Source organism: Psychromonas algarum (assembly GCF_004376845.1).
Lineage (GTDB): Bacteria > Pseudomonadota > Gammaproteobacteria > Enterobacterales > Psychromonadaceae > Psychromonas.
Window position 1 is genome coordinate 1 of sequence record NZ_SNUW01000020.1, and the last position, 25,713, is coordinate 25,713.

Here is a 25,713-nt window from a genome sequence, read left to right on the forward strand (position 1 = left end):
CACCAGTGTCCGCATCGGTGATGTGAAGTTGGTCTGACACGGTTAACGTCGGAGTAGTGGCGTCTTCGGTTAAATCACCGGTGGTGGTGCCGGTGATCACTGGAGCATCATTGGTCCCGGTGATGGTGATGCTCAAGGTTTGGTGCGCCGTATTACCGGCCACATCGGTCACTTCATACGTGAACTCTTGGGTAGCGGTCTTCCCCGCGGCTAATGCACTGGCATGAGCGTTATCTAAATCAAAGGTATACGAGCCGTCTGCCGCTAAATGCAAGGTGCCGTAAGGGCTGCTTAAATCACCAGCATTGCTGACTGCCATGCCCGATTCATCGTTGCCTAACACGTTGCCGCTAGTCGCTGCCGCAACTTGGTCTTCTGTTGCCGTTGCGGCATCTGGCGCCGTAGTCGCGCCCGTGTCAATTGTCACATCTAACGGTGTTGATGAAGTAGGACCTACGCCCGTCGCCCCTGGCGCCGTCGCTTCAGCGTGTAAATGATGCACTTGACCAGCTTCTGTGCCAGACAATGTTGAAGTATCAACCGAGTAATCACCTTTATCATCAGCAATCACTGTACCGACTTTCGTGGTGCCATCAAAAAGAGTCACCGTTGAGAACGGAATATCCACATGGCCAGTAATGGTTGGCGTCGTCACCGACGTAATATCATCGGTATCCGTGCCCGCAGCACCGTGAGTATCGCTGGCAGTCGCTAAATCCAAATCAACGGTATTCGTTGGTGTTGCCGTCGTCGTGGTTGGCGTCGTTGGTGGTGTGGTAATGGTTGGTGCTGTTGGTGTGCCAACATGAACGGTCACCGGTGTATTTGGATTCACCGCCGTTGGACCACTCATTGTTGCGCTCACATCAAAGGTCACGTACTTGATATCGGTGCCGCCGTGGTTATCCGCGACCTGCACTTCAAATACGTCTTGGCCGCTGTATTGACCCGTATTGTGATCATACGCCATGCCTTTCACTGTGCCTGGCGTTTGTGTATAAACGTAATCACCCGTTGCTGGGTCAACAGTTAACGTACCGAACGCGCCCACCCCTTGTGTGGTGGTAAAGGTGTGCGTATCGGTGGTATCAACATCCGTTTCAGTTAATGTGCCGGTAAACGGTTGAGCCGCATCTGGCGTGAGCGTCAATTCTGGCGCGTCATTGGTACCGGTGATGGTCACCGTTAATACCGTTGGTGTACCGTCTGCCGCCAATACTGTGATGGTATCGGTTAATGGTTGACCTTCGGCTAACGATTGAATTGCAGGCTGCAAGTTATCGGCCGTGTACGTCCAATGTCCATCATCGGTTATCGTAAATTCACCGTAACCATTGTCACTGGCTGCCGCTGTTTGTACTTGGAAATGCGCTTCACCAGTGTCCGCATCGGTGATGTGAAGTTGGTCTGACACGGTTAACGTCGGAGTAGTGGCGTCTTCGGTTAAATCACCGGTGGTGGTGCCGGTGATCACTGGAGCATCATTGGTCCCGGTGATGGTCACGGTAACATCTTGCGTCGTGGTTGCACCATTTTCATCGGTCACGGTGACCGTAATGGTATCAGTATGCGTTTCACCTGCTGCTAAGTCTTGGTGATTAGCGTTATCTAAGCTGTAACCCCAAGTACCAGTGCTTGAATCTAAGGTAAAGCTACCGTAAGTCGATACTAAATTAGGGGTGCTGTAGGTTAACACTGCGCCATGATCAACGTCCGTTGCCGTCACTTGGCCTTGAGCCGTTAACGTTCCATCTTCAACTACTGCGCCAGTTTGAACACCACTTGAAATCACAGGGGCATCATTAGTACCCGTGATAGTCACGCTAACATCTTGCGTCGTGGTTGCGCCATTTTCATCTGTCACGGTGACCGTAATGGTATCAGTATGCGTTTCACCTGCCGCTAAGTCTTGGTGATTAGCGTTATCTAAGCTGTAACCCCAAGTACCAGTGCTTGAATCTAAGGTAAAGCTACCGTAAGTCGATACTAAATTAGGGGTGCTGTAGGTTAACACTGCGCCATGATCAACGTCCGTTGCCGTCACTTGGCCTTGAGCCGTCAACGTTCCATCTTCCACTACTGCGCCTGTTTGAACACCACTTGAAATTACTGGTGCATCATTAGTACCTGTGATGGTTATAACTACGTCGTGAGTTGTGCCACCATCTTTTGATAAAACATGGATCGTTTCCGTTGCTTTTTCACCAGCAGCTAACGATTGAATGCTATTTTGGTTATCATCAACGCTGTACTGCCAATGACCTTGATCATCAATAGAAAATTCACCGTAAGCGCCTGTTGTAGTTTGCGCTTGGAAGAAAGCATCATCATGATCTAGATCCGTAACATCAAGCTTACCTTGGGTATCAAGATGATGAATAGCATCTACGTTGATATCTTCTATTAATGGCTTTGCATCAACACCAGAAATAATAGCTTTATCTTCATCACCTTTGATGGTGATCGCTATTTGGTGATGTGTACCGTCAACTAAGGTAACAGTAAATTTTTCTTGAAGTGTATCTGCTGTTTTAAGTGATTGAATGCTTGATTTATGATCATCAACACTATAATCCCAATCACCATCTTTATTAATTGTAAGCGAGCCATAATGTCCAGATAATGTTTCTGCAATTGCATTACCTTTGATTGGAGCATTAGATAATGTATCGAGATGACCAACTGCATGAATAAAACCAGCTTGAACATTATGATCTTCTACAATAACAGCACTGTCACCACCTAGTACATTAACAGCAACATTTTGAGGACCACCAGCAGTTGTAGCTGTATGAGTAAAAACCAGTTGCTGTTGTGTAGTAACACCTTGATTTGTAGTTTGAACTGTAAATTGTTGAGATTGGCCAGTTACAAAAGCAGCTGAAGGGACAAAAACAAAAGCACCTGTAGGAGTAAGTGTTAATCCACCATAATTACTTACATGGTTTCCAAGAACATTATATGTTGGAGTTGAATCTGGAGTAGGGGACACTGGGATAATACTCCCAGTAACAGCATTATTATCTTCAGCAACAACGACTGTACCAGCAGGGTTTGTTGTTCCATCATTATTAGCAGTCGTTACATTGTCTGTTGCATCTTGTGAAGCATCACTAGCAATCACTCCTCTTCCTGTTGACCAGGATTTATCAGCAACGTTATCAGTAACGCCTTGAGTAGCAATCCTATCATCACCATCACCACGTAATGCTTGTGTTTTTAATCGTTTGGCGTCTCTATCTAATTTCTTCGCTGATTCTATAATATGATCAACAGGCGCTTTATTTTCATTTTTTGTATCGTTATTAGCCATTATATTACCCTTGTAATATCTAACCAATCACAATAAATAGCTTATCTATTTTTCTTGTTAAAACAGCTCGCTTCCTCGTTATAAATTTGTAAAAGGAAACAGCCATTTACATCAATTTTCGCCTTGAGTTTAATTATTTTTTCAACGCAAAATTTAGATAATATATTTAATATAATCGGTGTTATTTATCGTTCACCAAACGCGGTAGTGATGTTGGTATAAACAGGTTTCCATAAATATTCAAACACTGTTTTTTTACCTGTAACAACATCTGCTTCGCCTGTCATTCCAGGCATTAATTTAAATTGATCTGGGTTATCAAAATAATAAGGTCGAGCAATTGATATTCTCACCTTGTAATAAACTCCTCCACGCTCATCTGCATCGGTCGTGGGAGATATTTTTTCAACGATACCTTCTAATGAGCCATATCGGCTGTAATCAAAAGCATCAACTTTTATTCTTGCTACTTGCCCAAGTTTAATAAAACCAATATCACGAGGAGATAGTTTGGTTTCCATAATTGCTGTTTTAGTAATTGGAACAATAATAGCAACCATGCCACCAGGCTGAATAACGCTGCCTTCATTTGTGGTAGGAATAGACTGCACTATGCCGTCAACAGGGGAACGCACTGTATTATCTTCTAATTCAGAGTTAGAAGAGCGAAGACGTGCTTCTGTTGTGATCAGTTCTGTTTGAGCTTCTGTTCTAAGTTCACTGACTTCTGATTCATAATCAGCTTTTTTCTCTTTTAACTCTTCATCAAGATGCAATAATGATTTTTCTAATACTGCTTTTTTACCTGTTAATGAACTTAGCTCTCGAGCATAAGATTCGCGTTTTTGTTTCTGATTATTCCACTCTAATTCTGAGATAACTTTTGATGCGGTGCCTGACTTCATTAAATTTAGCATGTGATTCGCTAACGCAAGTTGAGAGCGCAAAGCAGGTAATTCATTATTAATACTGTGGATCTCTTCTTTCGTTTGAGTTATTTCAGTTTTTGAAACTGAAATTAATGTTTGTAGTTTTTCTAGCATGTCTTGATACGCTTGTTGATGCGTTTTAACAAGATCAGGAAAGTCTTCAGTAAAGGCAGAAAAATCAGGTTTTCTTTTCATTAAAAATGCATTATAGCGTTCCATTTTTAAGATAAAGTTCGCTCGTTTAGCTTCTAACTCATCCTTTTGAGATTGACTATCAACAGAAATAAATCGTACTAATGGTTGTCCTTTAGTAACCATGTCACCTTCAGCAACCAAAACAGATTGTATTGTTCCACCACGTTTATTTTGAATAACTTGTTTATGCCCTAGTGGTACAACTTGACCATGTGTTTTTGCAATTTCATTAACGTTAGTAAACATTGACCAAATCAGCATAATAAAAACAGCTGCACAAATGATAAACATTGTTGCTCTAATTATTTTTCGTTCTGTTGGCGCCTCGACTGCACTTGAGAACTCAAATTCAGGCCACATTTTTGAGTTTTTATTTTCATGCTGGTCCATTAATTATCTCCATTTCCGGTGCTGCTTCAGGTTTAATCACTGGTCCTGCATACACTAAGTTACCTTTATCCAATACAACCACTTTGTCTGCCATCGCGATTAAATAAGGATCATGTGTTGTGAATACGATGGTCTTATTACCTTTCATATTTTGAATGAGTTGCTCAAAATTATTTTTAGTAACAGCGGGGCAACTTGATAAAGGTTCATCCATTAACCAATAACTTGCATCTTTCAAAATGACTCTAGCTAAACTAATCACACTAGAATCTATCGAGTGCATTAAAATATTATATTCACTGAAAAAAGGTGCGTTAATATCGTTATCAATACTATGAAGTAATGCCTGACCACCTGCTTTTAAAAGCGCATTTAATATTTCTTCATCTGTCGCTTCTGGTTTAGCACGACGAACATTGTCTGCCAAGCTACCAGCCACTAAATTTGTTTCTGCTGGCGAGTATGAAACCCAGTGACGGAATACTTGTGGATCATATTGACGGAGGTTTTTGCCATTCACGGTAATGTACCCACCTTGAGGTTCTAAAACACCAAGCAGAGATAACAACATGCTACTTTTACCGCAACCATTGGGACCAATAACAGCAACAACTTCACCTGGTTCAATATCAAAACTAATACCTGATAGAGCAGGTTGAGCTTCTGCGTTATAACGTAATGTTAATTGCTTAACACTAATAGAAGGTAGTTCATTCACATTAGGGATATCTAAACGTAATTCATTATTTTCAGTATTAACCATCATAAAACTATCAAACTGACGCATCGCGCTGCCCATCATGGTAAATTTTAATGATGAAGAAAACACCATCTGAGCTGGGCCTGTAATACGCCAAATCAACATCACACAGGCAATTAATGCACCTGGAGAAATAGACTGATTTAAGACTAAAAATATACCAACAAAAATGGTTGTTAGCGCTGTTAGCATACTTAGCGCTTGTCCAACTGCCGCAGTTAATCCATTACGCTTAGCAAACAAGAAGTTTTGACGACTATTTTCTTGGTTCATGCGCTGTAAACCTTTTACCCAGCCATAAACTCGGCCACCAGATTTTAATAACAGTACATTTTTAGCCAATTCAATCATGGTATCTTGATAATCATTAGCAATCATAGGTAAAGCATTATTGGTGTATTTAGTAATTAATTTCATAACTAAATAATTAAGCACCAACATACATATCGGCACCATTACTAACCAACCACTCAATAGAGCGATAACTAATAACACCACTAAAGTAAATGGCAGATCAATAAGTCCAGTCCCGGTTGGACCAATTAAAATTGAACGGATTTTCTCTGCGTTTTTCATACGGTTCATATGGTTAACCATACCAACACGATGTAGTAACATTAACGGCATTGACATCAAACGATGGAAAGTTAAATTCGTTAAATCACGAGCAAAACGGTTACCCACTGAAGTTAAAATGTACGAACGATATAACTGACAAATTAAATAGATAAAAACAGCTAATGCAGCGCCAATAGCAATAGGGAAAAGTGCTTCTGAATTTTGAGCTCCAATAACTCTATCGTATACCGCCATAGTAAATAGAGGAATACTTAAACCTGTGATTGAAATAAGTAGGCTAAGGAAAAAAACAGGTCGGTACCATTTAGAACGTTTACTGACTTCTTTAGCAAATGCTCTTACATTTAATTGTTTAGAAGGAAGGCGTTCAATAAAGACAACAATTGCCGTTGTATCTAATTGTGATAATTCACGCTTTACCCATTTATTATCTGAAAAATCAAACTGCTGTAAATCATTGTTACGACGACGATATAATTCAGATTCTCCAGTGCTTAAAATTAATATAAATGGATAAGGTGTATCTTGAACATTTTGACTGGTCACTTTGTCAGTGGTGTAACCAATATCATATTTTTTTAACTGTTCAACTAAGGCAATTGCATCAAATATCTCTAATTCAGGATTTGTTTCAATATTTTTTTCTTGAGCATTTAAACCTAGCTCTTTTAACCAAGAGCGTAATACTCGCTTAGGACTGACTGCAAGTGGACTCGCCTCGTTCAGGGTTTCTGTAGAGGTCGTTGCGTTATCTGTCTTTAGTTTTTTATTTTCAGGTTTAGACAACATCTATAAATTCCTCTCCGCGTTCTACTATGCAATGACCATCCCAATCGATAGAGATATGACAATCACATGCATCCACAAGATTTTGGAAATAAGAGTTAACGATAATGGTCATATGCTGGCGTTGTTCGCTAAGTACATTGATCATACGCTGTTGGCAGTCTAAATCTAATGACAGCTGCGGTTGATCTAAAAGTAATATAGATGGTTTTTGTACTAAAGCTCGTACCATTGCAATTAATCTAATCGCTCCTTTATTAAAGGTTTCAATACCACTTTCTGAAATTTCTGTTTGATATCCTGCAATTAAATCCCCAATTGTTGCAGATAAACCTAATTGTTCAGCAAGCACTACTGCTTCATGCTCTAATTCTGGCTGAAACATAGTTAAATTATCTAAAATAGTTCCAGCAAATAGAGTTGGCCAAGAAGGGACAAAAATAACGGCTTCGCGATAATCTTCATAGTGATATTCATAAAGTTCATGATCACCAATAATTAACTCACCTTGTTCTTTTTGTTTTAACCCAGCGACTGAAGCAATAAATAAGCTAGAAAAAGAAAGTGGATCGGAATGTAACGAAACAAGCTCATTTGCTTTAATTTCTAAAGACTCAATATTAAGTTTCGCACCCATTTCTTGACACATAAAATGATTAAAGCGAATAGGACCACAAGGAAAACGTTCTCCTTCAGGTATAACTACATTTCCTTTAAAAGGAACTTCCGGTAATTCTAATAACTCTTTAACTTCATTTCTTGCAACATCTGTAATAGCCAAACGGTTATATAAACCAATTAAAGAACTTAATGGTGCAACTGCACGTCCCGCTAAAATAGAACAAGCAGTTAATCCACCCGTTGTTAAATCACCAGCAAGTACAGCAAAACTACCCACCATAATTAATGTTAATGTTGTACCTTGCGAAGCAAGACCAATGAATAGTTGTAATTTTGCAGCTAACCAGTCAGCACGTTGTTGTGTTTTTGCATATTGGTAATTTGATTTACGGTAAGAGAGTGATATCTCTGATTCTTGTGCTAATGCTTTCTCCGTTGTTAAGCCCGAAAATACCTTAATATAAACACGTGAGCGCTGACTTTCAGTAAGAGATAATCCATAGGTTACAACTTTCAACTGACGGCCAATATAAAAAACAATAAGACCAACAACAATCCAAACAACAATAGGAATGAAAACTAGTCCTCCACCAATATAAGCAATTAGACTAAGAAATATAATAGCAAAAGGAAAGTCTACTAAAGCAATCATTAACTGACCTGAATAGGCATCTCGCATATGACTAATGGCTGTAAAACCATTATAAATTCGCCCAATGCCCATCTGAGCAATATGTTTATAATCAGCTTTAAATAAAGAGTTAACAGTATGTTCAACAGAAGATTGTTCAAAGTTTGCAGCAGAAGAGGCGAGTACCCAACTGCGTAAATAACGTAATACTGCTTCAAGGATAATCGCAATAGCTACACCAATAGCGAGTACAACAGCTGTACCATAACTTTGATTGGGTAATATTCGATCATAAATTTGTAATAGCGCAAAAGGTAAAGCAAGCGATAACAAATTAATAAAAGTTGAACTCAAAATGAGGTCAAAAAAATGAGGAACTTTTATAAACGATTTATTGATTTGCAAAATAGTGATAAACCTTATTCAGAACTACTAACATAAGCAATAGTTAACTTAAAATATATACTCATACTTCACTTTAATAAAATCAAAAACTAAGCCAAGAATAGCACACTGCGTTAATTTAAAAGTAATCCGTCACTTCAAACAAGAGGTATAGCATTCAAGTAACTATACAACTTATTCACCACCAAAAAAAATGGCAAAAAATCGAGCTGATTTCTTCATTAGAATACCAAAACATTTTTAATATTTCTTCACTTAAACTGATTCGTTACAAAAAATTGACAATAACAATGAAAAACCTACCTTCCCTGATAGAAAATAATGACAAATATAAAAAATTTAGTTTCTATGACCAAGAAAACGTTGATAAAGCCAAAAGAATAAAATAAAAAGATGACTAATCATTGGATATAAGATGAGTATTTATTAAAAACATTATCTGTAGGTTAGTATATGAAAAAATAAACTACACTCATTAATTCAAGCACATCAATTATTTGGAGATATGACCATATGAATATGAAAAAAATTATTTTACCTTCATTGTTACTTGCTGCATCCACCTCTGTATTCGCAGAAAATCAGGTTAAAACCAGCGGTATCTATGTGGGTACAGGCTATGGTTTATTTATTTATAATGCGGATGAAAATTGGGATGACTCCAAAAAAAATGGTGAATTAGTAGAAGATACTGACGGAGATACTTTTAAAATTTATGGTGGTTATCAATTCAATAGAGTTATCGCTATCGAAATGGCCTACACCGATTATGGGGATGCAAGTGGGTATGTTTATGACAAAGCAAATGTAAAACATGCAGTAGATCAATCACCAAAATCTTTTTCTGTCGCAGCAAATGCAGGTTATAGCTTTAATAATGGCCTTCGCCCTTTTGCTTTATTAGGTTTATCTTACATGGATCTGAATTCAAACTATGATTTTTTAGATACTAATAATCCGATAGCAATTAAATCAGGTATTGGTCTCGAATATTCTCCTGCACAATTAAATGGCGTACAGATACGTGTCGCACTAGAGTCAGACACTTATATTGCAGAAGCTCATGATGGGCTAGATAAAAACGATGATTTAGGCGTATTCTCACTTAGTAGCTTATATGCAGGGGTGTCTTACAAGTTTTAAGTATATAAATACATTTCGGAAAAAATAGAAAAAAAAGGCGACCCTAAGGTCGCCTTTTTTACTAATGTTAAATATCTACTTACGAGTCAACTTAATAGCGCGTAACTGTGCAACAGCTTGCGCAAGTTGTGCAGTAACAAGTGCAAAATCAATATCCTTAGCAGGATTTGACATTTGCTCTTCAGCAGCGCGTTTTGCTTCTTCTGCTTTCGCTTGGTCAAGATCTTGACCACGAATTGCAGTATCTGCTAACACTGTAACGCCACCAGGCTGTACTTCAAGAAAACCACCTGAGATATAAATGACTTCTTCGCCACCATTTGCATTCAGCAATTGAACCATTCCTGGTTTAATTGGCGTCAGCAATGGAGTGTGACCAGGCATAATACCTAAATCACCTTCTTGACCAGATACTGTTAAGTGTAAAACATCACCCGAAAATAGGGATGTTTCCGCACTTACAACATCTAAATGTGTGGTCATTGTTTTAGCCATAGTAACCTCCAGCTATTATAAGCTTTTCGCTTTTTCAACAGCTTCTTCAATTGCACCTACGTATAGGAACGCTTGCTCAGGTATATCATCGTAATCACCAGCAATTAGACCTTTAAAGCCAGCTAATGTGTCTTTAAGTGGTACATAAATACCAGGTGAACCAGTAAATACTTCTGCTACGTGGTAAGGCTGAGTTAAGAATTTCTCAACTTTACGTGCACGCGCTACGATTAGCTTATCTTCTTCAGAAAGCTCATCCATACCTAGGATAGCAATGATGTCTTTAAGCTCTTTGTAACGTTGTAAAATACCTTGTACGCCACGTGCTACATCATAATGTTCTTGGCCAACAACTAATGGATCAAGTTGACGAGATGATGAATCAAGTGGATCGATTGCTGGGTAAAGACCTAGCGATGCGATATCACGAGATAATACAACTGTTGCGTCTAAGTGAGCAAAGGTTGTTGCAGGTGATGGATCGGTAATATCATCGGCTGGTACGTATACCGCTTGGATTGATGTAATCGAACCTGTTTTAGTTGAGGTAATACGCTCTTGTAAAACACCCATCTCTTCAGCTAGAGTCGGTTGGTAACCAACGGCTGATGGCATACGACCTAATAGTGCTGATACTTCTGTTCCCGCTAGAGTATAACGGTAGATGTTATCAACAAATAGAAGTACGTCTTTACCTTCATCACGGAATCGCTCAGCCATTGTAAGACCAGTCAGGGCAACACGTAAACGGTTTCCTGGTGGCTCATTCATTTGACCGTAAACCATCGCTACTTTTGATAATTCAGGTTTTTCGATGTTTACAACACCCGCTTCCTGCATCTCAAAGTAGAAATCATTACCTTCACGAGTACGCTCACCAACACCAGCAAAAACAGACAAACCTGAATGTTTAAGTGCGATGTTATTGATAAGTTCCATCATGTTTACTGTTTTACCAACACCAGCACCACCGAATAGGCCGATTTTACCACCTTTTGCGAATGGGCAGATTAGGTCGATAACTTTGATACCAACTTCAAGTGTTTCCGTAGATGCCGACTGCTCTTCGTAAGAAGGTGCTGCACGGTGAATCTCGTAATGTTCAGTTGCATCAACTGGACCACATTCATCGATAGGCTCACCCAATACATTCATGATACGGCCTAATGTAGCCATACCAACCGGTACTGTGATTGCATTTTTAGTATCAGTAACTTCTAAACCACGACTTAAACCTTCAGAAGCACCCATGGCGATACAACGAACAACGCCGCCACCAATTTGTTGCTGTACTTCCATTGTTAGGTTCTTTTCAGTCACGATCAGTGCACTGTATATATTCGGAACACTTTCTTGTGGAAATTCAACATCCACAACAGCACCGATAATCTGTACGATTTTACCTGAACTCATTTCTGATCCTCTAAAATCTTTATTTAAAATTATACCGCAGCCGCACCACCACAAATCTCAGAAAGTTCCTGAGTAATTGCAGCTTGACGTGCTTTATTGGCAACAAGTTGTAAATCATCAATCAAGTCACTTGCGTTATCAGTTGCAGATTTCATTGCAACCATACGTGAAACTTGTTCACACGCTAAGTTTTCAACTACCGCTTGATACACTTGAGATTCAACATAACGAACTAATAATGAATCTAAAATGGCTTTAGCATCACCTTCGTAAATATAATCCCAATGATTGGTAGAAACTGCATCATCACCTTCTGATTTTGGAAGAGGTAATAACTGACTAATTGTTGGATCTTGTACCATGGTACTAACGAATTTATTGTTCACTAAATATAAGCGATCAAGTTCACCTGCATCGTAAGCATCTAACATTATCTTCACCGAACCGATTAAATCATCAATCGCTGGAGAGTCACCCAAAGCTGTCGCTTGAGCAACAATGTTAGCACCTAAACCACCAAAGAAACTTGTTGCTTTAGAACCGATAGCGGCTAAATCAACTGCAACACCAGCTTCGCTGTGTGCTTTCATTTCTTTGATAACAGGTTTAAACAAGTTAATGTTTAAACCTCCACATAAACCTCGATCACTTGAAATGACAATATAACCAACACGTTTAACTTCTCTTTCTTCAAGATAAGGGTGGTGGTATTCCAAGTTACCTAATGCGATATGACCGATCACTTTGCGCATAGTGCTAGCATACGAAAGACTGCTTTCCATGCGCTGCTGCGCACGTCGCATTTTCGATGCTGCTACCATTTCCATAGCACCAGTGATCTTTTGAGTGTTTTTTACACTCGCGATCTTATTTCTAATTTCTTTATCGCCGGCCATTTCTAACTCCTAATTAATGCTTAATTAACGATTTTCATCGCTAATTAATTACCAGGTTTGCGTCGCAACGAAAGATTCCAAGATAGCCTTGAATTGTCCTTCGATTTCTTTGCTGTAATCACCAGTTTCATTAATTTGAGCATAGAACTCAGCATGCTCAGTTTTAGCGTAAGAGATTAATGATGCTTCAAAGTCTAATACTTTTTCAACATCGACATCGTTTAAGAAGCCTTTCTCTGCAGCAAATAGTGATAACGCTTGTTCAACAACTGACATTGGAGCATATTGTTTTTGCTTCATTAATTCAGTTACTTTTTTACCATGGTCAAGTTGTTTACGTGTTGCATCATCTAAGTCAGATGCGAACTGAGCAAACGCTGCTAATTCACGGTATTGCGCTAAAGCAGTACGGATACCACCAGAAAGCTTTTTAATCACTTTACACTGAGCAGAACCACCAACACGTGATACAGAAATACCTGGATCAACAGCTGGACGTACACCACTATTAAATAGTTCAGTTGTTAAGAAAATCTGACCATCTGTAATAGAGATTACGTTAGTTGGTACGAATGCAGATACATCGCCCGCTTGTGTTTCAATGATTGGTAATGCTGTTAATGAACCAGTTTTACCTTTCACTTCACCTTTAGTGAATGTCTCAACGTAATGTTCGCTTACACGAGAAGCACGTTCTAGAAGACGTGAGTGAAGATAGAAAACGTCACCAGGGTATGCTTCACGGCCAGGTGGACGTTTAAGCAATAGTGAAATTTGACGGTAAGCAACAGCTTGCTTAGAAAGATCATCATATACAATCAGTGCATCTTCACCGCGGTCACGGAAGTATTCACCCATTGAACAACCAGCATATGGTGCTAGGTATTGTAGTGCAGCAGCTTCAGAAGCAGATGCAACAACAACGATTGTATTTTCTAGTGCGCCATGTTCTTCAAGTTTACGTACTACGTTAGCAATAGTTGACGCTTTTTGGCCAATCGCTACGTAGATTGAGAATAAACCTGTACTTTTTTGGTTAATGATTGCATCAATCGCGATAGCAGTTTTACCCACTTGACGGTCACCGATGATAAGTTCACGTTGACCACGACCAATTGGAATCATTGAATCGATTGATTTCCAACCAGTTTGTACTGGTTGATCAACAGATTTACGATCGATTACACCTGGTGCAATTACTTCGATTGGAGAGAAACCATCGTTATCGATAGGTCCTTTACCATCAATCGGTTCACCTAGTGTGTTTACAACACGACCAAGAAGACCTTTACCTACTGGAACTTCAAGAATACGACCAGTTGATTTAACCTTTTGACCTTCTTTAAGATCACGGTAAGGTCCCATTACAACAGCACCTACCGAGTCACGCTCAAGGTTTAGTGCCATAGCAAAGCTACCATTTGGTAGTTCGATCATCTCACCTTGCATACATTCAGCAAGGCCGTTGATGCGAATAATACCATCGCTTACAGAAACGATTGTACCTTCATTTCGCGCTTCACTTACTGCTTCGAATTTTCCAATTCGTTGCTTGATAAGGTCGCTAATTTCAGTGGAATTCAGTTGCATGCTAACTTCCCATTAAGAGTGTAAAGTATTAGATAAACGAGATAATTGACCGCTAGCTGTGCTATCAATCACTAAATCTCCCGCAGTAATTACCATCCCAGTAATTAGCGATTTATCAATACTACAATTTAGGTTTACTTTTCGTGCGAGGCGTTGCTCTAACGATGTACTCAACTTACCTTGCTGTGCTTTAGATAGGGCATAAGCAGATACGACATCAACATCGATCTCTTTTTTATACTCAGTTTCTAATTCAGCAAAAAGTTGTGTAACGCGAGGCAATACGCTCAAACGTCCATTCTCAGCTAATATTTTAATAAAGTTTTGACCGCTCTCATCGAGTTGATCGCCACAAATACTAATAAATAAATCAGCCAACTCTTTTGGTGCTTTATCGCGTGTTAGTATTTTTGCCATCGTTGCATCTTGAGCAACCTCTGAGGCAAAAAACAGCATCGAAGACCAAGCATCGATATTGTTATTACTAACTGAAAATTCAAAAGCGGCTCTTGCATAAGGACGAGCTACAGTAGTCAATTCAGACATAACTTCGCTCCTTATAATTCAGCAACTAATTTATCAATAATGTCGCTATTCGCTTCTTTATCAATAGAACGCTTGATGATTTTCTCAGCACCTGCGATAGCTAATGTAGCAACTTGTTGACGTAACTCTTCACGAGCACGGTTACGTTCTGCTTCAACTTCTGCTTCACCTTGTGCAATAACTTTATTACGCTCGGTTTCACCTTCGATTTTAGCTTCTTCAACAATTTGTGTACGACGCTTATTAGCTTGATCAATAATCTCTGCAGCTTGTGCTTTAGCTTCTTTCAACTTTTCAGCTGCTTTAGCTTGTGCTAACTCAAGATCTTTTCCTGCACGATCAGCTTGTGTTAAACCATCTGCAATTAACTTTTGACGCGCTTCGATTGCATCTAAAAGAGGTGGCCACACATACTTCATGCAGAACCAAACAAATATCGCAAATGCGATAGCCTGGCCAATTAGGGTTGCGTTTATATTCACCGCATTATCTCCCGTGTTTGCAAGTTAAAAAAATACCAGAAGTAATTATTTATCCGGCAACGGCAAACATAAGGTAAAGACCTAGACCAACAGCAATCATTGGAATCGCATCAACTAGACCCATTACGATAAAGAATTGTGTACGAAGTAGAGGGATTAGTTCAGGTTGGCGAGCCGCACCTTCTAAAAATTTACCACCTAGCATGCCGATACCAATTGCCGCGCCTACTGCCGCTAAGCCCATCATAACTGCTGCTGCAATGTATAATAAATCAATTCCTACGTTTTCCATAAATACTCCAAAAGTAATAACAATTATTGTTAATAATTAACAATAAAACAGTTTAATAAAAATAAAATAAAAACTAATGTTTTTCAGATGCTTGTGACAAGTAAACGATTGTCAACACCATGAAAATAAATGCTTGTAATGTAATGATTAATATGTGGAAAATTGCCCAAGGAACAGATAACACCCACTGTGACCACCAAGGTAATAACCCAGCAATCAATATGAATATTAACTCACCTGCGTACATGTTTCCGAATAATCGAAGACCTAAAGATACTGGTTTTGCAACAAGAGTAACGCCTTCCAAAATAAGATTCAGAGGGATAAACGCCCAATGATTAAATGGTTGCATTGTTAACTCTTTAACAAACCCTGAAACACCTTTTATCTTAATGCTATAATATAGAATTAACATAAATACACCTAGTGCCATTGACATTGTTATATTAACGTCAGCAGAAGGTACAACCCTAAAGTAAGGTACTCCTAAAGCCATAGCTGTTTCCGGTAAAAAATCAACCGGAATCAAATCCATTAAATTCATTAGAAATACCCATCCGAAGATAGTTAAAGCTAATGGTGCTATTAATGTATTTTTTCCATGGAAAATATCTTTTATCGTGCCATCGACAAATTCTACTATCATTTCAACAAAGCATAAAAACTTACCTGGTACACCCGTCGATGTTTTTCTTACAGCCATACGCAGTAAAAAAAGCATCACAACACCTAAAAATACTGAAACAGCCATTGAATCTATATTGATAGACCAAAAACCTTCGCCAGTAGTTAAAAAAGTAAGGTGATGAGAGATGTATCCTTGGGAAGTTAAAACTTCATCTGAACCAGTCATAGAAATCCTGTCTAGTTACGCTTATGTAAAACATATGACATAACATATTGTGTGATAAACGCGATTGCATAAGCAGTTAAAAACACACCGATCGTGATTGGGATATTTTTAAAAACGTAGATAAATAAAGCAATTGATATAATTATTTTATAAAACGTACCTAAATATGCTTTTGCAAGTATTAATGTCGCAGATGCATTACTCGCGCGGCTCATAAATAAGCTCGCAAATAATGCAGGTACACAATATACCAGCCCCCCTAAAACAGCTGACATTCCAGCAGTCTCGCCTTTTGTTAGGTAAAAAAATAACGCAAAGATCCCAACAAATATTGATTGAACAATAAAAATTATGAATAAATTTTTATAATCATATTTATTATCATCTGACACGTTAGTTCCTTTTTTTACTTAAAAAAGATGCGTTTATTATATTCCAATAAATTAATTAAATACATAAATTTTGAGATTCCTAGCCCTTATCTTTGGGCTAAGTCTCTCTTATAACTAAATTATCTAGAATTAACTTTTAATAGCTTAAAATAGATTAAATTAGCTTTAATTAACTTAATTCATATCAAAAACACTTGCATGAATATATATTACTAATTTCCATCTGCAACATTTATGCAACATTTATGCAGTGCTCATCAATAAAATTAACGTTAAAATCTGCTTAAATAGAACAAATATTTTTACTTTTTTAAATAATAATAAAATAACCTATGTAATATTAGTATTTAACTCCTTATATCATTACTGATAATTACTTTTGTTAAAGTATAAAAAGTCATTATTGTTGGTTAAAAATAATCATAAAAAACCCAATAATGAAAATGGATAACGTTAATAACAAATGGATATTCTGTGAAAACAATAAATACAAATAAAGAACTAACAAAAGATCGCATTAATAAGTTAATAAAAGCATTATCAGACGGTATATACGAAAGAGAGTCTACTATTCGATTATGTTTATTAGCTGCTTTAGCTGGTGAAAGTGTCTTTTTATTAGGCCCTCCGGGAATAGCAAAAAGTTTAATTGCAAAACGTTTAATACAAGCTTTTGATAAAGCCTCTTTTTTTGATTACCTAATGACTAGCTTTTCAACACCAGAAGAAGTTTTTGGCCCTTTATCTATAAAGGAATTAAAAGACAATGGAAATTATGTTCGTTTAACTGACGGTTATTTACCTTCTGCCGATATTGTTTTTTTAGATGAAATATGGAAAGCAGGCCCAGCCATTTTAAATACCTTATTGACCGTAATAAATGAGAAAACATTTAAAAATGGCCAGCATGTATTACCTATACCAATGCGTTTACTTATTACTGCATCCAACGAACTTCCAGAAGAAGATAGTGGTTTAGAAGCTTTATATGACCGGATGTTAGTCAGAATTTATATTAATAGAATTCAAGAAAAGAAAAACTTTCAAGCCATGATCATGGGAGAGGGTTCACTATCCACCATTCCAGCCCCTTTAAAAATTACTTTTGATGAATTTAGTCAGTGGCAAGAAGAAATAGGCAGCGTAGTATTAAACCAGGAAGTTTTTGACAAGATCTATTTATTAAAACAGCAATTAGAACAGATCAACGAAACTCAAGAAGATAGCTTCATTAAAAATGATCTTTATGTATCAGATCGTCGTTGGAAAAAATCCATCCGTTTACTTAAAGCCTGCGCATATTTTAATGGTCGAGATGAAATAAGTTCATTAGATCTTTTAATTTTAAAGGATTGTCTATGGCACACGCCTGAATCTCGTTCAACTATCCTCAATATCATCGAAGAATTTGCAACAAAACATACTTATGGACAACAAGTGATCCAAAAAAATATTGATGATATTTTAGTAAAATCACAAACCATTAAACAAGAAATGCTTTCCCATTTATCAGAGAAAGTAACCTTAAACTCAGGGCGTTTGAAAGAACGGTATGTATTGAATACGCAAGAGAGCAAAACCTATTCAATTAATAATAAATCAATGATTAGATTTGTATTGCTTGATGAAAACCAATCAGTTTCAGAGCTACATACTGGTGACAGTGAATGGGTATACGTAAATGCAGATGAGTTAAATAAAGCAATTCGTAATGGAAAAGGTGAAATTTATGGCTATATCAACAGAAAACCAAAAATGACACCATTACAATTTGAAATAGACTCTAAAAATAACCTAATAATTAAAGACCTTAGTAATAGAAGTTTATACGTTTGTTTAGTAAAAAAAGACAATAAGCAGTTATTACCATTAGATGAATGGCAAAAATCAGCTCAGTTAATTCAACAGGAACTACAAAAGATACAAAAAACAATCAACATTGCCGTTGCGCAATTCCATAACAATTTACCTCATAATTTTATAGATAAACCTCTGATATTACATACCAACTCAAGTTTCACTGCATTATCTAAAAATGTGGAAGAGCTCGAAGCAGAAGTCAGTAGTAATATTAATCGAGTGTTAAATATGAATAACTATTTTCAATGATAGGTAAATAGATGGAAGGCTTTGAATTAATTGTTGCTGTACTTGAATCAGGCATTATCGAAGATGCTGTAGCTGATGTAATGGCCATACCCGAGGTATTTGCAGCAGCAGATTCAAGTGAAGGTATTAAAAGCTCACTTAACTGCCACTTAAATTCATGGAAAAATAAAGCTAAAAGCAAGTTGTTATCACAACCTGTTCAACAAGAATTAAACGATGAAATTGAATACTATAATCAAGCCCAGCTTTATTCTGATGAAGAGTTCTTAGAAAAAGCACAAGAGATAATCGATAAACTAGATATCAATTCACCTTTTAAACAACAAGCAATTGAACTGCTGAATGAAAAGGAAAAAAGCCCTTTATTTAGAGATTACTTCTTTCAACAATGGTACCAAAGTTTATTTGATAATTTGCAAGAAGTGCAATTAGAGTCATTAGAAAAAGACAGAGAAAAATTATTACAGGACTTATACCAACGTCAAGATACTATTTCAAAGCTAACTGAAATAGATGAAAATATTAATAACCAACAAACCATGCGTTTATGGGATATGGCCAAAGCCAAGCTAACAAAAGGGGACGTAAATACCTTAAAGAAAATAACCCAACATCTTGTAAAACATAATGAGTTACAAAAAATAGCTGTACAGCTAGGGCGCATGGCAAACAAAAATAATGATCAAGATTTAAACAGAGTTAAAATTCAAGAAAATAGTAAAAAAGAGAGTAAATCTAATAGCGCTGGTAATATTGTTGGTATAAAACAAAGCGACGAATTAGAACGATTGTTACCATTAGAGTTAATGTTTTTATCTTCTCCAGATCTAGATGTATTGTTTTATAAAAACCTAATAGAAAAACGTTTATCTACTTACCAGCAACAAAACAAACAAAAAATAAAACAAAAAGTAACGCATTACGAGCAGCAATCTAAAAAAGCTGATGAGGATAAAGGCCCCTTTATTATCGCGATTGATGCATCGGGCTCGATGATGGGAAGTGCAGAACAATGTGCAAAAGCATTTGCTTACGGATTAATGCAAATAGCACTAGCAGAAAATAGAGAGTGTTATGTGATCTTATTTTCAGCTCAACAATTAACTTATGAATTAACTCATGAAAATGAAGGATTATCTGAAATATTGAATTTTCTATCTTATAGTTTTCATGGTGGCACTGACTTAATATCTGTTTTAAACAATGCATTTAATTTGATGAATAGTGAAAAATATAAGAATGCGGATTTGATTGTATTATCTGATTTTATTGTGCCTTCGATATCAAGTAAAACAATGAATAAACTAAATAAAATGAAAGCGAATAATAATCGCTTTCATGCCTTAAGCTTATCTAATTATAGGAACCAAGAAGTACTATCTGTTTTTGACCAACATTGGGCTTATAACCCATCAAGATTAGCTAGTTTTAAACGTTTATTTTCTAAATAAACCGTTAATCTAATAAAGCTAATATTTCTGCTAATTTGTCAGCTTGATCAAAATTAATAACCAACTTACCTTTGCCATTTTTTGATTGAGACAAAACAACAGATGTTCCCAATTTATTAGATAATTTATCAGATATTAACTGTATGTTTTGATCGACTTTTTTGACTTTCTCAGGCTCATTAGCAGCGAATGATTTTTTAACTAATTTTTCTGTTTCACGTACTGTTAATGCTTTACTAACCACTGTTTTAGCAAGATCTGATTGCAATGATCCTTCACATACTAATAATGCACGAGCATGGCCCATTTCTAAATCGCCATGCTCTAATAATATTTGAACATCATTATTTAAGTTGTTTAAACGTAATAAATTGCTCACCGCTGTACGAGATTTTCCAACAGCTTTAGCCACTTCTTGATGAGTAAGCTCAAATTCATCCACAATACGTTTTAAGGCTATTGCTTCTTCCATTGCATTTAGGTTTTCACGCTGAATATTCTCAATAAGAGCAATTGCAATGGCCGCATCATCTTCAACATTCTTAATCAAACAGGGAATAAACTCTAAGCCAACTATTTTAGCAGCTCGCCAACGACGTTCACCAGCAATAATCTCATATTTTTGATGACCGGTATCACGAACTACAATAGGTTGAATGATACCTTGAGCATGAATAGAATTAGCTAATTCTTGCAAAGCATCTGAAGACATATCTCGTCGAGGTTGATATTTACCAACTTGTAATTGATTAATGTTTATATCTTGTAATGCACCTTGTACATTATCTACAAGTTGCTGTGTTTTCTCTGCATGAAGATCATGGGATACTTGTTTATTTCGTGTAACGGTGCTGCTACTTAATAGTGAATCTAAGCCTTTCCCTAAACCTCTTTTTTTACCTAGCATATTAAATAACTTCCTGATCACTGCTAATAGATTGTTCTTCTCGCCTTAAAATCTCTCCTGCTAATGACAAATAAGCCTTAGCACCAGTTGAATTTTTATCATAATACATAACTGGTTTACTGAAACTAGGCGCTTCAGCTAAACGGATATTACGAGGAATAATAGTACGATAAACTTTATCACCAAAATGTTTTTTAAGTTGATCTGATACGTCTGTAGATAATCGATTTCGAGGATCGTACATTGTACGTAAAATACCTTCGATCTTTAAATCAGCATTAACAACAGCAGCCAATTTACTGATTGTATCAACTAATGCCGTTAACCCTTCTAATGCATAATACTCACACTGCATTGGTACAAGCACAGAATCAGCAGCTGTCATTGCGTTGACAGTTAACATATTCAGAGAAGGTGGGCAGTCTATAAATATGTAATCATATTTATCTTTAACACCTGCTATAGCAGTTCGTAGACGCGTTTCTCGAGCAAAAAGAGTCATTAACTTAACTTCAGCTGCCGTTACATCACTGTTAGCGGCAACTAAATCAAAACCACCTGTAGTTTCAGTTTCAACAACTTGAGATAGTGGCAATTCATCAATTAATAAATCATAAGCAGTATGAGCAACTTCATATTTATCAATGCCACTCCCCATAGTTGCATTGCCCTGTGGATCGAGATCGATAATTAAGACTTTGCGTTTTGTTGCAGCCATAGAAGCCGCCAAATTTACGCAGGTAGTTGTTTTTCCAACACCACCTTTTTGATTAGCAATAGCTATTATTTTACCCACAAAAACCTACTTAATATGTACTAGAGACGATTACGATACACGCTTAACTTTCACTAAACAGCGTTCACCATCTAATTGTGGGACTTGTAATGTAACTGCCTCAATAAATTTAAATTTTGAATCTAAATTAACTACTTCAGATTCAGGATATTGACCTTTAAGCGCTAGAAAGTGACCATTTTCATTTGGTAAATGATGGCACCAAGAAAGCATATCTTCTAATGACGCAAAAGCCCTACTTAATACACAATCAAAACCCATTTCAGGTTGATACTCTTCAACACGACTTTGTACTATTTCTACATTTTTAAGCCCTAAGCTTAAAATAGCCTGACGAATAAAACGTAAACGTTTACCTAAACTATCTAACAAAACAAAATGTTTATCTGGGTTCATGATTGCAAGTGGTAAACCTGGTAAACCTGGACCTGTACCAACATCAATAAAACTATCTCCCTGTAAATAAGGAGATACGACTATACTGTCCAAAATATGTTTGACAAGCATTTGTGAAGGTTCACGCACAGAAGTGAGATTATAAGCTTTATTCCACTTCGCTAATAACTCAACAAGTTCCACTAATTGTGAAGCTTGTTGATCATTAACATCTAAATCTGTTTGTGCGATAAGAGTATCTAACTGAGCTCGTAAATTCATTAACTAGCCTTACGACGAATGCCGCTTTTCTTTAAGTGTATTAATAATATAGAAATAGCAGCAGGTGTAATACCTGATATTCTTGACGCCTGACCAATACTTTCTGGTTTAATATCGTTTAACTTAGCAGTAACTTCATTTGAGAGACCTTTTATCTCTGAATAATCGAGATCATTTGGTAAAAGAGTATCTTCATGACGTTTTAGTTTTTCAATTTCATCTAATTGACGATCAATATAACCTTGATATTTAATATTTATTTCAACTTGTTCTGCAGCAATAGGATCGCTAATCGCAGGGCCTAATCCATCGACTTGCATCAATGTTTCATAACTCACTTCAGGACGACGAATCATCGCCTCTAATGTACTTTCACGTTGCATAGGTTTTTTTAATAATTCATTAATTTTATCTGCATTAATTGAATTTGGATTAACCCACTGTGATTTCAAACGTTTCAATTCAGTTTTTACTGATTCTTGTTTTTCACTAAACGCTTTCCAACGAACGTCATCAACTAAACCAAGCTCACGACCTTTTTCTGTTAAACGCGTGTCAGCATTATCTTCACGTAATAATAAACGATATTCAGCACGGCTAGTAAACATACGGTAAGGTTCTTTTGTACCTAATGTTGATAAATCATCAACCAATACTCCGATATAAGCTTCATCTCGACGTGGAGCCCAACCTTCTTTGTCTTGCACTTGTAAGCCTGCATTCAAACCTGCTAATAAACCTTGTGCAGCTGCTTCTTCATAACCTGTAGTACCATTAATTTGGCCCGCAAAAAACAAACCATTAATATATTTACTTTCTAAAGTTGTTTTAAGATCGCGAGGATCAAAATAATCGTATTCAATTGCATAACCAGGTCGAGTAACGAAAGCATTCTCAAATCCTTTCATCGACTGAATAAATTCTAATTGAACATCAAAAGGTAAACTTGTTGATATACCATTTGGATAAACCTCATGCGTAGTTAAACCTTCAGGCTCAACAAATATCTGGTGAGAATTTTTATCTGCAAAACGCATTATTTTATCTTCGATAGAAGGGCAGTAACGAGGGCCAACACCTTCAATAACACCTGAATACATAGGACTTCTATCTAAATTTGCTCGAATAATATCGTGAGTTTTCTCATTCGTATGCGTTATATAACAAGGAATTTGACGAGGGTGCTCAGATCTACTGCCTAGAAATGAAAATACAGGTGTAGGGTTATCTCCGTGTTGAACTTCTAAAGCAGAGAAATCTATACTACGGGCATCAATACGTGCTGGAGTACCTGTTTTTAAACGTCCCATACGTAATGGCATTTCTTTTAATCGATCCGATAAAGTAATCGAAGCAGGATCGCCTGCTCTACCACCACTATAATTTTTTAAACCAATATGAATCAAACCATTTAAGAAAGTACCTACCGTTAAAACAACTGTTTTAGCAGAAAAACGTACTCCCATTTTAGTAACGACGCCAACTACACGATCATTTTCAATGATCAGATCTTCCACTTCTTGTTGAAAGATTTTTAAGTTTTCTTGATTCTCTAATTTTTCACGAATAGCAGCTTTATACAAAAGACGATCTGCTTGAGCACGAGTAGCACGAACAGCTGGTCCCTTACTTGAGTTAAGTGTTCTAAATTGAATACCACCTTTATCGATAGCAGATCCCATTAATCCGCCTAAAGCATCGATTTCTTTTACAAGATGCCCTTTACCAATCCCACCAATTGCTGGGTTACATGACATTTGGCCTAAAGTTTCAATATTGTGTGTTAATAATAAAGTTTTTAGTCCCATTCGAGCAGGTGCCGCTGCAGCTTCTGTTCCTGCATGGCCTCCACCAATAACGATAACGTCAAATTGTTCATGGTAAATCATAATATTCCAAATACTGCTGTATAAAATTGAAGCTAGATTTTACTCTTTTAAAAAATAAAGGGAAGCTACAAGGTCATTTTAAAAGAAAACAATAATATTAGTATTATATATAGATCTTTAAAGATCTTTTATTACTACACTTATTAAGCAATTGAATTTCTGTGTAAAAGCCATTTAATCGATTAAAGATCAGGATCTTAAAAGAGATCCGATCGTGTGCATAATAAGGGATCTTAATGCGATCAACCTGAGTATAGAAAAGCGACTTATCAACACCGCTTTTTATACACATTTTTATAAAGTAATTACGCAAAAGTAATTCAAGAGTTATAAATGAATTATGCACAGAAACTTGTGGGTAACTTAAGGTATTAATCAGCTAAAGAATTTAGATCTTTGATCAATAATGGGATCCAATCAGCAATACAGACTTCAGGAATAGGAAATTGAACAACGTCTATATTAAAGATCTCTCTCAATCTAGTTGCTCCTTTTTCTTTTAATAAAGCATCGAAACGTTTTGCAGCAAAACAATAAGTATCATAATTAGAGTCACCAACACCGATTAAAGCGTAACGTACGTTAGATAAATCTTCTGATGTTTGTGTAATGTGGTCCACAAACGATTTAAAGTTATCTGGGTAATCACCAGCACCATGTGTAGCTAAGCAAATTAACCAGATATTTTTAGAGCTAGTATCAATAGCACTTAAATCTGGAATAAAATGCACTTGAGAAGTAAAACCAGCTTCTTCTAAGAAAGGTTGAGTAGCTTCAGCTACATATTCAGTTCCTCCTAATGTACTACCTACTAGTATTTCAATATTAAGCACTACTTTTATCCCTTTATATATATAGCAACAAGTAAATTTATAAATCCGAATTCTATTATAACGTTATAAATAATTAATACAGGGCATAATTAGTATGAAAATAAAGCAACTTGTTCGCTAAATAATCGTTTAAATAAATAATCACAAAAAACAGTAATTAACGCTTGCCAATGTGATCTCAATCCCTATAATGCGACCCCACAGACACGGCAGGTAACGCAAGTTACTCAGCAAGTTTGAGAATGATTCACAACGTATTAACGCTTCGAGGTTCGCTTCGAAATTAAGTTAAATTAAAACGTTGACATTGTTCGAAAGGCGCGTAATATACGCCGCCTAGCCGAAAGGCACGCTCTTTAA

The 25,713-nt window shown here is 36.8% G+C and carries 21 protein-coding genes; 3 read left to right on the plus strand and 18 right to left on the minus strand.

All coding sequences use genetic code 11. The annotated features are described in order from the left end of the window. The 4 genes from E2R68_RS13310 to E2R68_RS13325 form a co-directional block, all read right to left on the minus strand. The coding region (locus tag E2R68_RS13310) for a VCBS domain-containing protein (RefSeq protein ID WP_208380253.1) at window positions 1-3,313 on the minus strand (3,313 nt) is incomplete at its 3' end. 185 nt (window positions 3,314-3,498) lie between these two features. Next, the gene (locus E2R68_RS13315; RefSeq protein ID WP_134278171.1) at window positions 3,499-4,827 is read right to left on the minus strand and encodes an HlyD family type I secretion periplasmic adaptor subunit; all 1,329 of its coding nucleotides are present in this window, start codon (window positions 4,825-4,827) and stop codon (window positions 3,499-3,501) included. Beyond that, window positions 4,814-6,955: a peptidase domain-containing ABC transporter gene (locus E2R68_RS13320; protein ID WP_134278172.1), complete on the minus strand. Its 2,142-nt coding sequence runs from the start codon at window positions 6,953-6,955 to the stop codon at window positions 4,814-4,816. The genes E2R68_RS13315 and E2R68_RS13320 overlap by 14 nt, the downstream gene beginning before the upstream one ends. Continuing rightward, window positions 6,945-8,558 carry an ABC transporter transmembrane domain-containing protein gene (locus E2R68_RS13325; protein WP_243834692.1) on the minus strand — a complete coding sequence of 538 codons (1,614 nt, stop codon included), beginning with the start codon at window positions 8,556-8,558 and terminating at the stop codon, window positions 6,945-6,947. The genes E2R68_RS13320 and E2R68_RS13325 overlap by 11 nt, the downstream gene beginning before the upstream one ends. Before the next feature lie 564 nt (window positions 8,559-9,122). Here E2R68_RS13325 and E2R68_RS13330 point away from each other — a divergent pair. After that, a complete protein-coding gene (locus E2R68_RS13330; protein ID WP_134278174.1) occupies window positions 9,123-9,752 on the plus strand; it encodes an outer membrane beta-barrel protein in 630 nt (209 codons plus the stop codon). Window positions 9,753-9,827: 75 nt separating this feature from the next. Here the strand turns inward: E2R68_RS13330 and E2R68_RS13335 are convergent, their stop codons facing one another. From E2R68_RS13335 to E2R68_RS13370, 9 genes are all read right to left on the minus strand, one after another. Further along, window positions 9,828-10,247: a F0F1 ATP synthase subunit epsilon gene (locus tag E2R68_RS13335; protein WP_134278175.1), complete on the minus strand. Its 420-nt coding sequence runs from the start codon at window positions 10,245-10,247 to the stop codon at window positions 9,828-9,830. 15 nt (window positions 10,248-10,262) lie between these two features. Next, window positions 10,263-11,660 carry a F0F1 ATP synthase subunit beta gene (gene atpD, locus E2R68_RS13340; RefSeq protein ID WP_134278176.1) on the minus strand — a complete coding sequence of 466 codons (1,398 nt, stop codon included), beginning with the start codon at window positions 11,658-11,660 and terminating at the stop codon, window positions 10,263-10,265. Between the two features lie 29 nt (window positions 11,661-11,689). Further along, on the minus strand, window positions 11,690-12,556 hold the full coding sequence (atpG, locus tag E2R68_RS13345; RefSeq protein WP_134278177.1) for a F0F1 ATP synthase subunit gamma: 867 nt from the start codon (window positions 12,554-12,556) through the stop codon (window positions 11,690-11,692). Window positions 12,557-12,604: 48 nt separating this feature from the next. Further along, on the minus strand, window positions 12,605-14,146 hold the full coding sequence (gene atpA / locus E2R68_RS13350; protein WP_166738862.1) for a F0F1 ATP synthase subunit alpha: 1,542 nt from the start codon (window positions 14,144-14,146) through the stop codon (window positions 12,605-12,607). 12 nt (window positions 14,147-14,158) lie between these two features. After that, a complete protein-coding gene (gene atpH, locus E2R68_RS13935) occupies window positions 14,159-14,692 on the minus strand; it encodes a F0F1 ATP synthase subunit delta (RefSeq protein WP_166738863.1) in 534 nt (177 codons plus the stop codon). An 11-nt stretch (window positions 14,693-14,703) separates the two neighbouring features. Further along, entirely contained in the window at window positions 14,704-15,174 is a 471-nt protein-coding gene (gene atpF / locus E2R68_RS13355) for a F0F1 ATP synthase subunit B (protein ID WP_134278178.1), read from the minus strand. Between the two features lie 49 nt (window positions 15,175-15,223). Beyond that, on the minus strand, window positions 15,224-15,466 hold the full coding sequence (gene atpE / locus E2R68_RS13360) for a F0F1 ATP synthase subunit C (protein ID WP_134278179.1): 243 nt from the start codon (window positions 15,464-15,466) through the stop codon (window positions 15,224-15,226). Between the two features lie 73 nt (window positions 15,467-15,539). After that, the gene (gene atpB / locus E2R68_RS13365) at window positions 15,540-16,319 is read right to left on the minus strand and encodes a F0F1 ATP synthase subunit A (RefSeq protein ID WP_134278180.1); all 780 of its coding nucleotides are present in this window, start codon (window positions 16,317-16,319) and stop codon (window positions 15,540-15,542) included. A gap of 11 nt (window positions 16,320-16,330) precedes the next feature. Then, window positions 16,331-16,711, minus strand: coding sequence for an ATP synthase subunit I (locus E2R68_RS13370; protein ID WP_134278181.1), 381 nt, complete (start codon window positions 16,709-16,711; stop codon window positions 16,331-16,333). A 474-nt stretch (window positions 16,712-17,185) separates the two neighbouring features. Between E2R68_RS13370 and E2R68_RS13375 the strand changes: the two genes are divergently transcribed. Then, a complete protein-coding gene (locus tag E2R68_RS13375) occupies window positions 17,186-18,820 on the plus strand; it encodes an ATPase RavA domain-containing protein (protein ID WP_134278182.1) in 1,635 nt (544 codons plus the stop codon). An 11-nt stretch (window positions 18,821-18,831) separates the two neighbouring features. After that, window positions 18,832-20,271, plus strand: coding sequence for a VWA domain-containing protein (locus E2R68_RS13380; RefSeq protein WP_134278183.1), 1,440 nt, complete (start codon window positions 18,832-18,834; stop codon window positions 20,269-20,271). A gap of 4 nt (window positions 20,272-20,275) precedes the next feature. On the opposite strand, the gene E2R68_RS13385 is transcribed toward E2R68_RS13380, so the two are convergent. The 5 genes from E2R68_RS13385 to mioC all read right to left on the minus strand — a co-directional run bounded on the left by E2R68_RS13385 (window position 20,276) and on the right by mioC (window position 25,353). Continuing rightward, window positions 20,276-21,178, minus strand: coding sequence for a ParB/RepB/Spo0J family partition protein (locus E2R68_RS13385; protein WP_134278184.1), 903 nt, complete (start codon window positions 21,176-21,178; stop codon window positions 20,276-20,278). A gap of 1 nt (window position 21,179) precedes the next feature. After that, window positions 21,180-21,974 (minus strand): ParA family protein, encoded by a 795-nt coding sequence (locus tag E2R68_RS13390; protein ID WP_134278185.1) that lies wholly within the window; start codon window positions 21,972-21,974, stop codon window positions 21,180-21,182. 30 nt (window positions 21,975-22,004) lie between these two features. Continuing rightward, a complete protein-coding gene (gene rsmG / locus E2R68_RS13395; RefSeq protein ID WP_134278186.1) occupies window positions 22,005-22,631 on the minus strand; it encodes a 16S rRNA (guanine(527)-N(7))-methyltransferase RsmG in 627 nt (208 codons plus the stop codon). Then, window positions 22,631-24,520 carry a tRNA uridine-5-carboxymethylaminomethyl(34) synthesis enzyme MnmG gene (gene mnmG / locus E2R68_RS13400; protein WP_134278187.1) on the minus strand — a complete coding sequence of 630 codons (1,890 nt, stop codon included), beginning with the start codon at window positions 24,518-24,520 and terminating at the stop codon, window positions 22,631-22,633. Before mnmG ends, rsmG begins: the two co-directional genes overlap by 1 nt. A gap of 371 nt (window positions 24,521-24,891) precedes the next feature. Beyond that, window positions 24,892-25,353 (minus strand): FMN-binding protein MioC, encoded by a 462-nt coding sequence (mioC, locus tag E2R68_RS13405; protein ID WP_134278188.1) that lies wholly within the window; start codon window positions 25,351-25,353, stop codon window positions 24,892-24,894. Window positions 25,354-25,713: the final 360 nt, after the last annotated feature.

Bases quoted from the DNA above. Each gene is read 5' to 3' on its own strand.
- E2R68_RS13315 (WP_134278171.1), bottom strand. From the start codon at position 4,827: ATGGACCAGCATGAAAATAAAAACTCAAAAATGTGGCCTGAATTTGAG.
- E2R68_RS13320 (WP_134278172.1), bottom strand. From the start codon at position 6,955: ATGTTGTCTAAACCTGAAAATAAAAAACTAAAGACAGATAACGCAACG.
- E2R68_RS13330 (WP_134278174.1), top strand. From the start codon at position 9,123: ATGAATATGAAAAAAATTATTTTACCTTCATTGTTACTTGCTGCATCC.
- E2R68_RS13335 (WP_134278175.1), bottom strand. From the start codon at position 10,247: ATGGCTAAAACAATGACCACACATTTAGATGTTGTAAGTGCGGAAACA.
- atpD (WP_134278176.1), bottom strand. From the start codon at position 11,660: ATGAGTTCAGGTAAAATCGTACAGATTATCGGTGCTGTTGTGGATGTT.
- atpG (WP_134278177.1), bottom strand. From the start codon at position 12,556: ATGGCCGGCGATAAAGAAATTAGAAATAAGATCGCGAGTGTAAAAAAC.
- atpA (WP_166738862.1), bottom strand. From the start codon at position 14,146: ATGCAACTGAATTCCACTGAAATTAGCGACCTTATCAAGCAACGAATT.
- atpH (WP_166738863.1), bottom strand. From the start codon at position 14,692: ATGTCTGAATTGACTACTGTAGCTCGTCCTTATGCAAGAGCCGCTTTT.
- atpE (WP_134278179.1), bottom strand. From the start codon at position 15,466: ATGGAAAACGTAGGAATTGATTTATTATACATTGCAGCAGCAGTTATG.
- atpB (WP_134278180.1), bottom strand. From the start codon at position 16,319: ATGACTGGTTCAGATGAAGTTTTAACTTCCCAAGGATACATCTCTCAT.
- E2R68_RS13380 (WP_134278183.1), top strand. From the start codon at position 18,832: ATGGAAGGCTTTGAATTAATTGTTGCTGTACTTGAATCAGGCATTATC.
- E2R68_RS13385 (WP_134278184.1), bottom strand. From the start codon at position 21,178: ATGCTAGGTAAAAAAAGAGGTTTAGGGAAAGGCTTAGATTCACTATTA.
- rsmG (WP_134278186.1), bottom strand. From the start codon at position 22,631: ATGAATTTACGAGCTCAGTTAGATACTCTTATCGCACAAACAGATTTA.
- mnmG (WP_134278187.1), bottom strand. From the start codon at position 24,520: ATGATTTACCATGAACAATTTGACGTTATCGTTATTGGTGGAGGCCAT.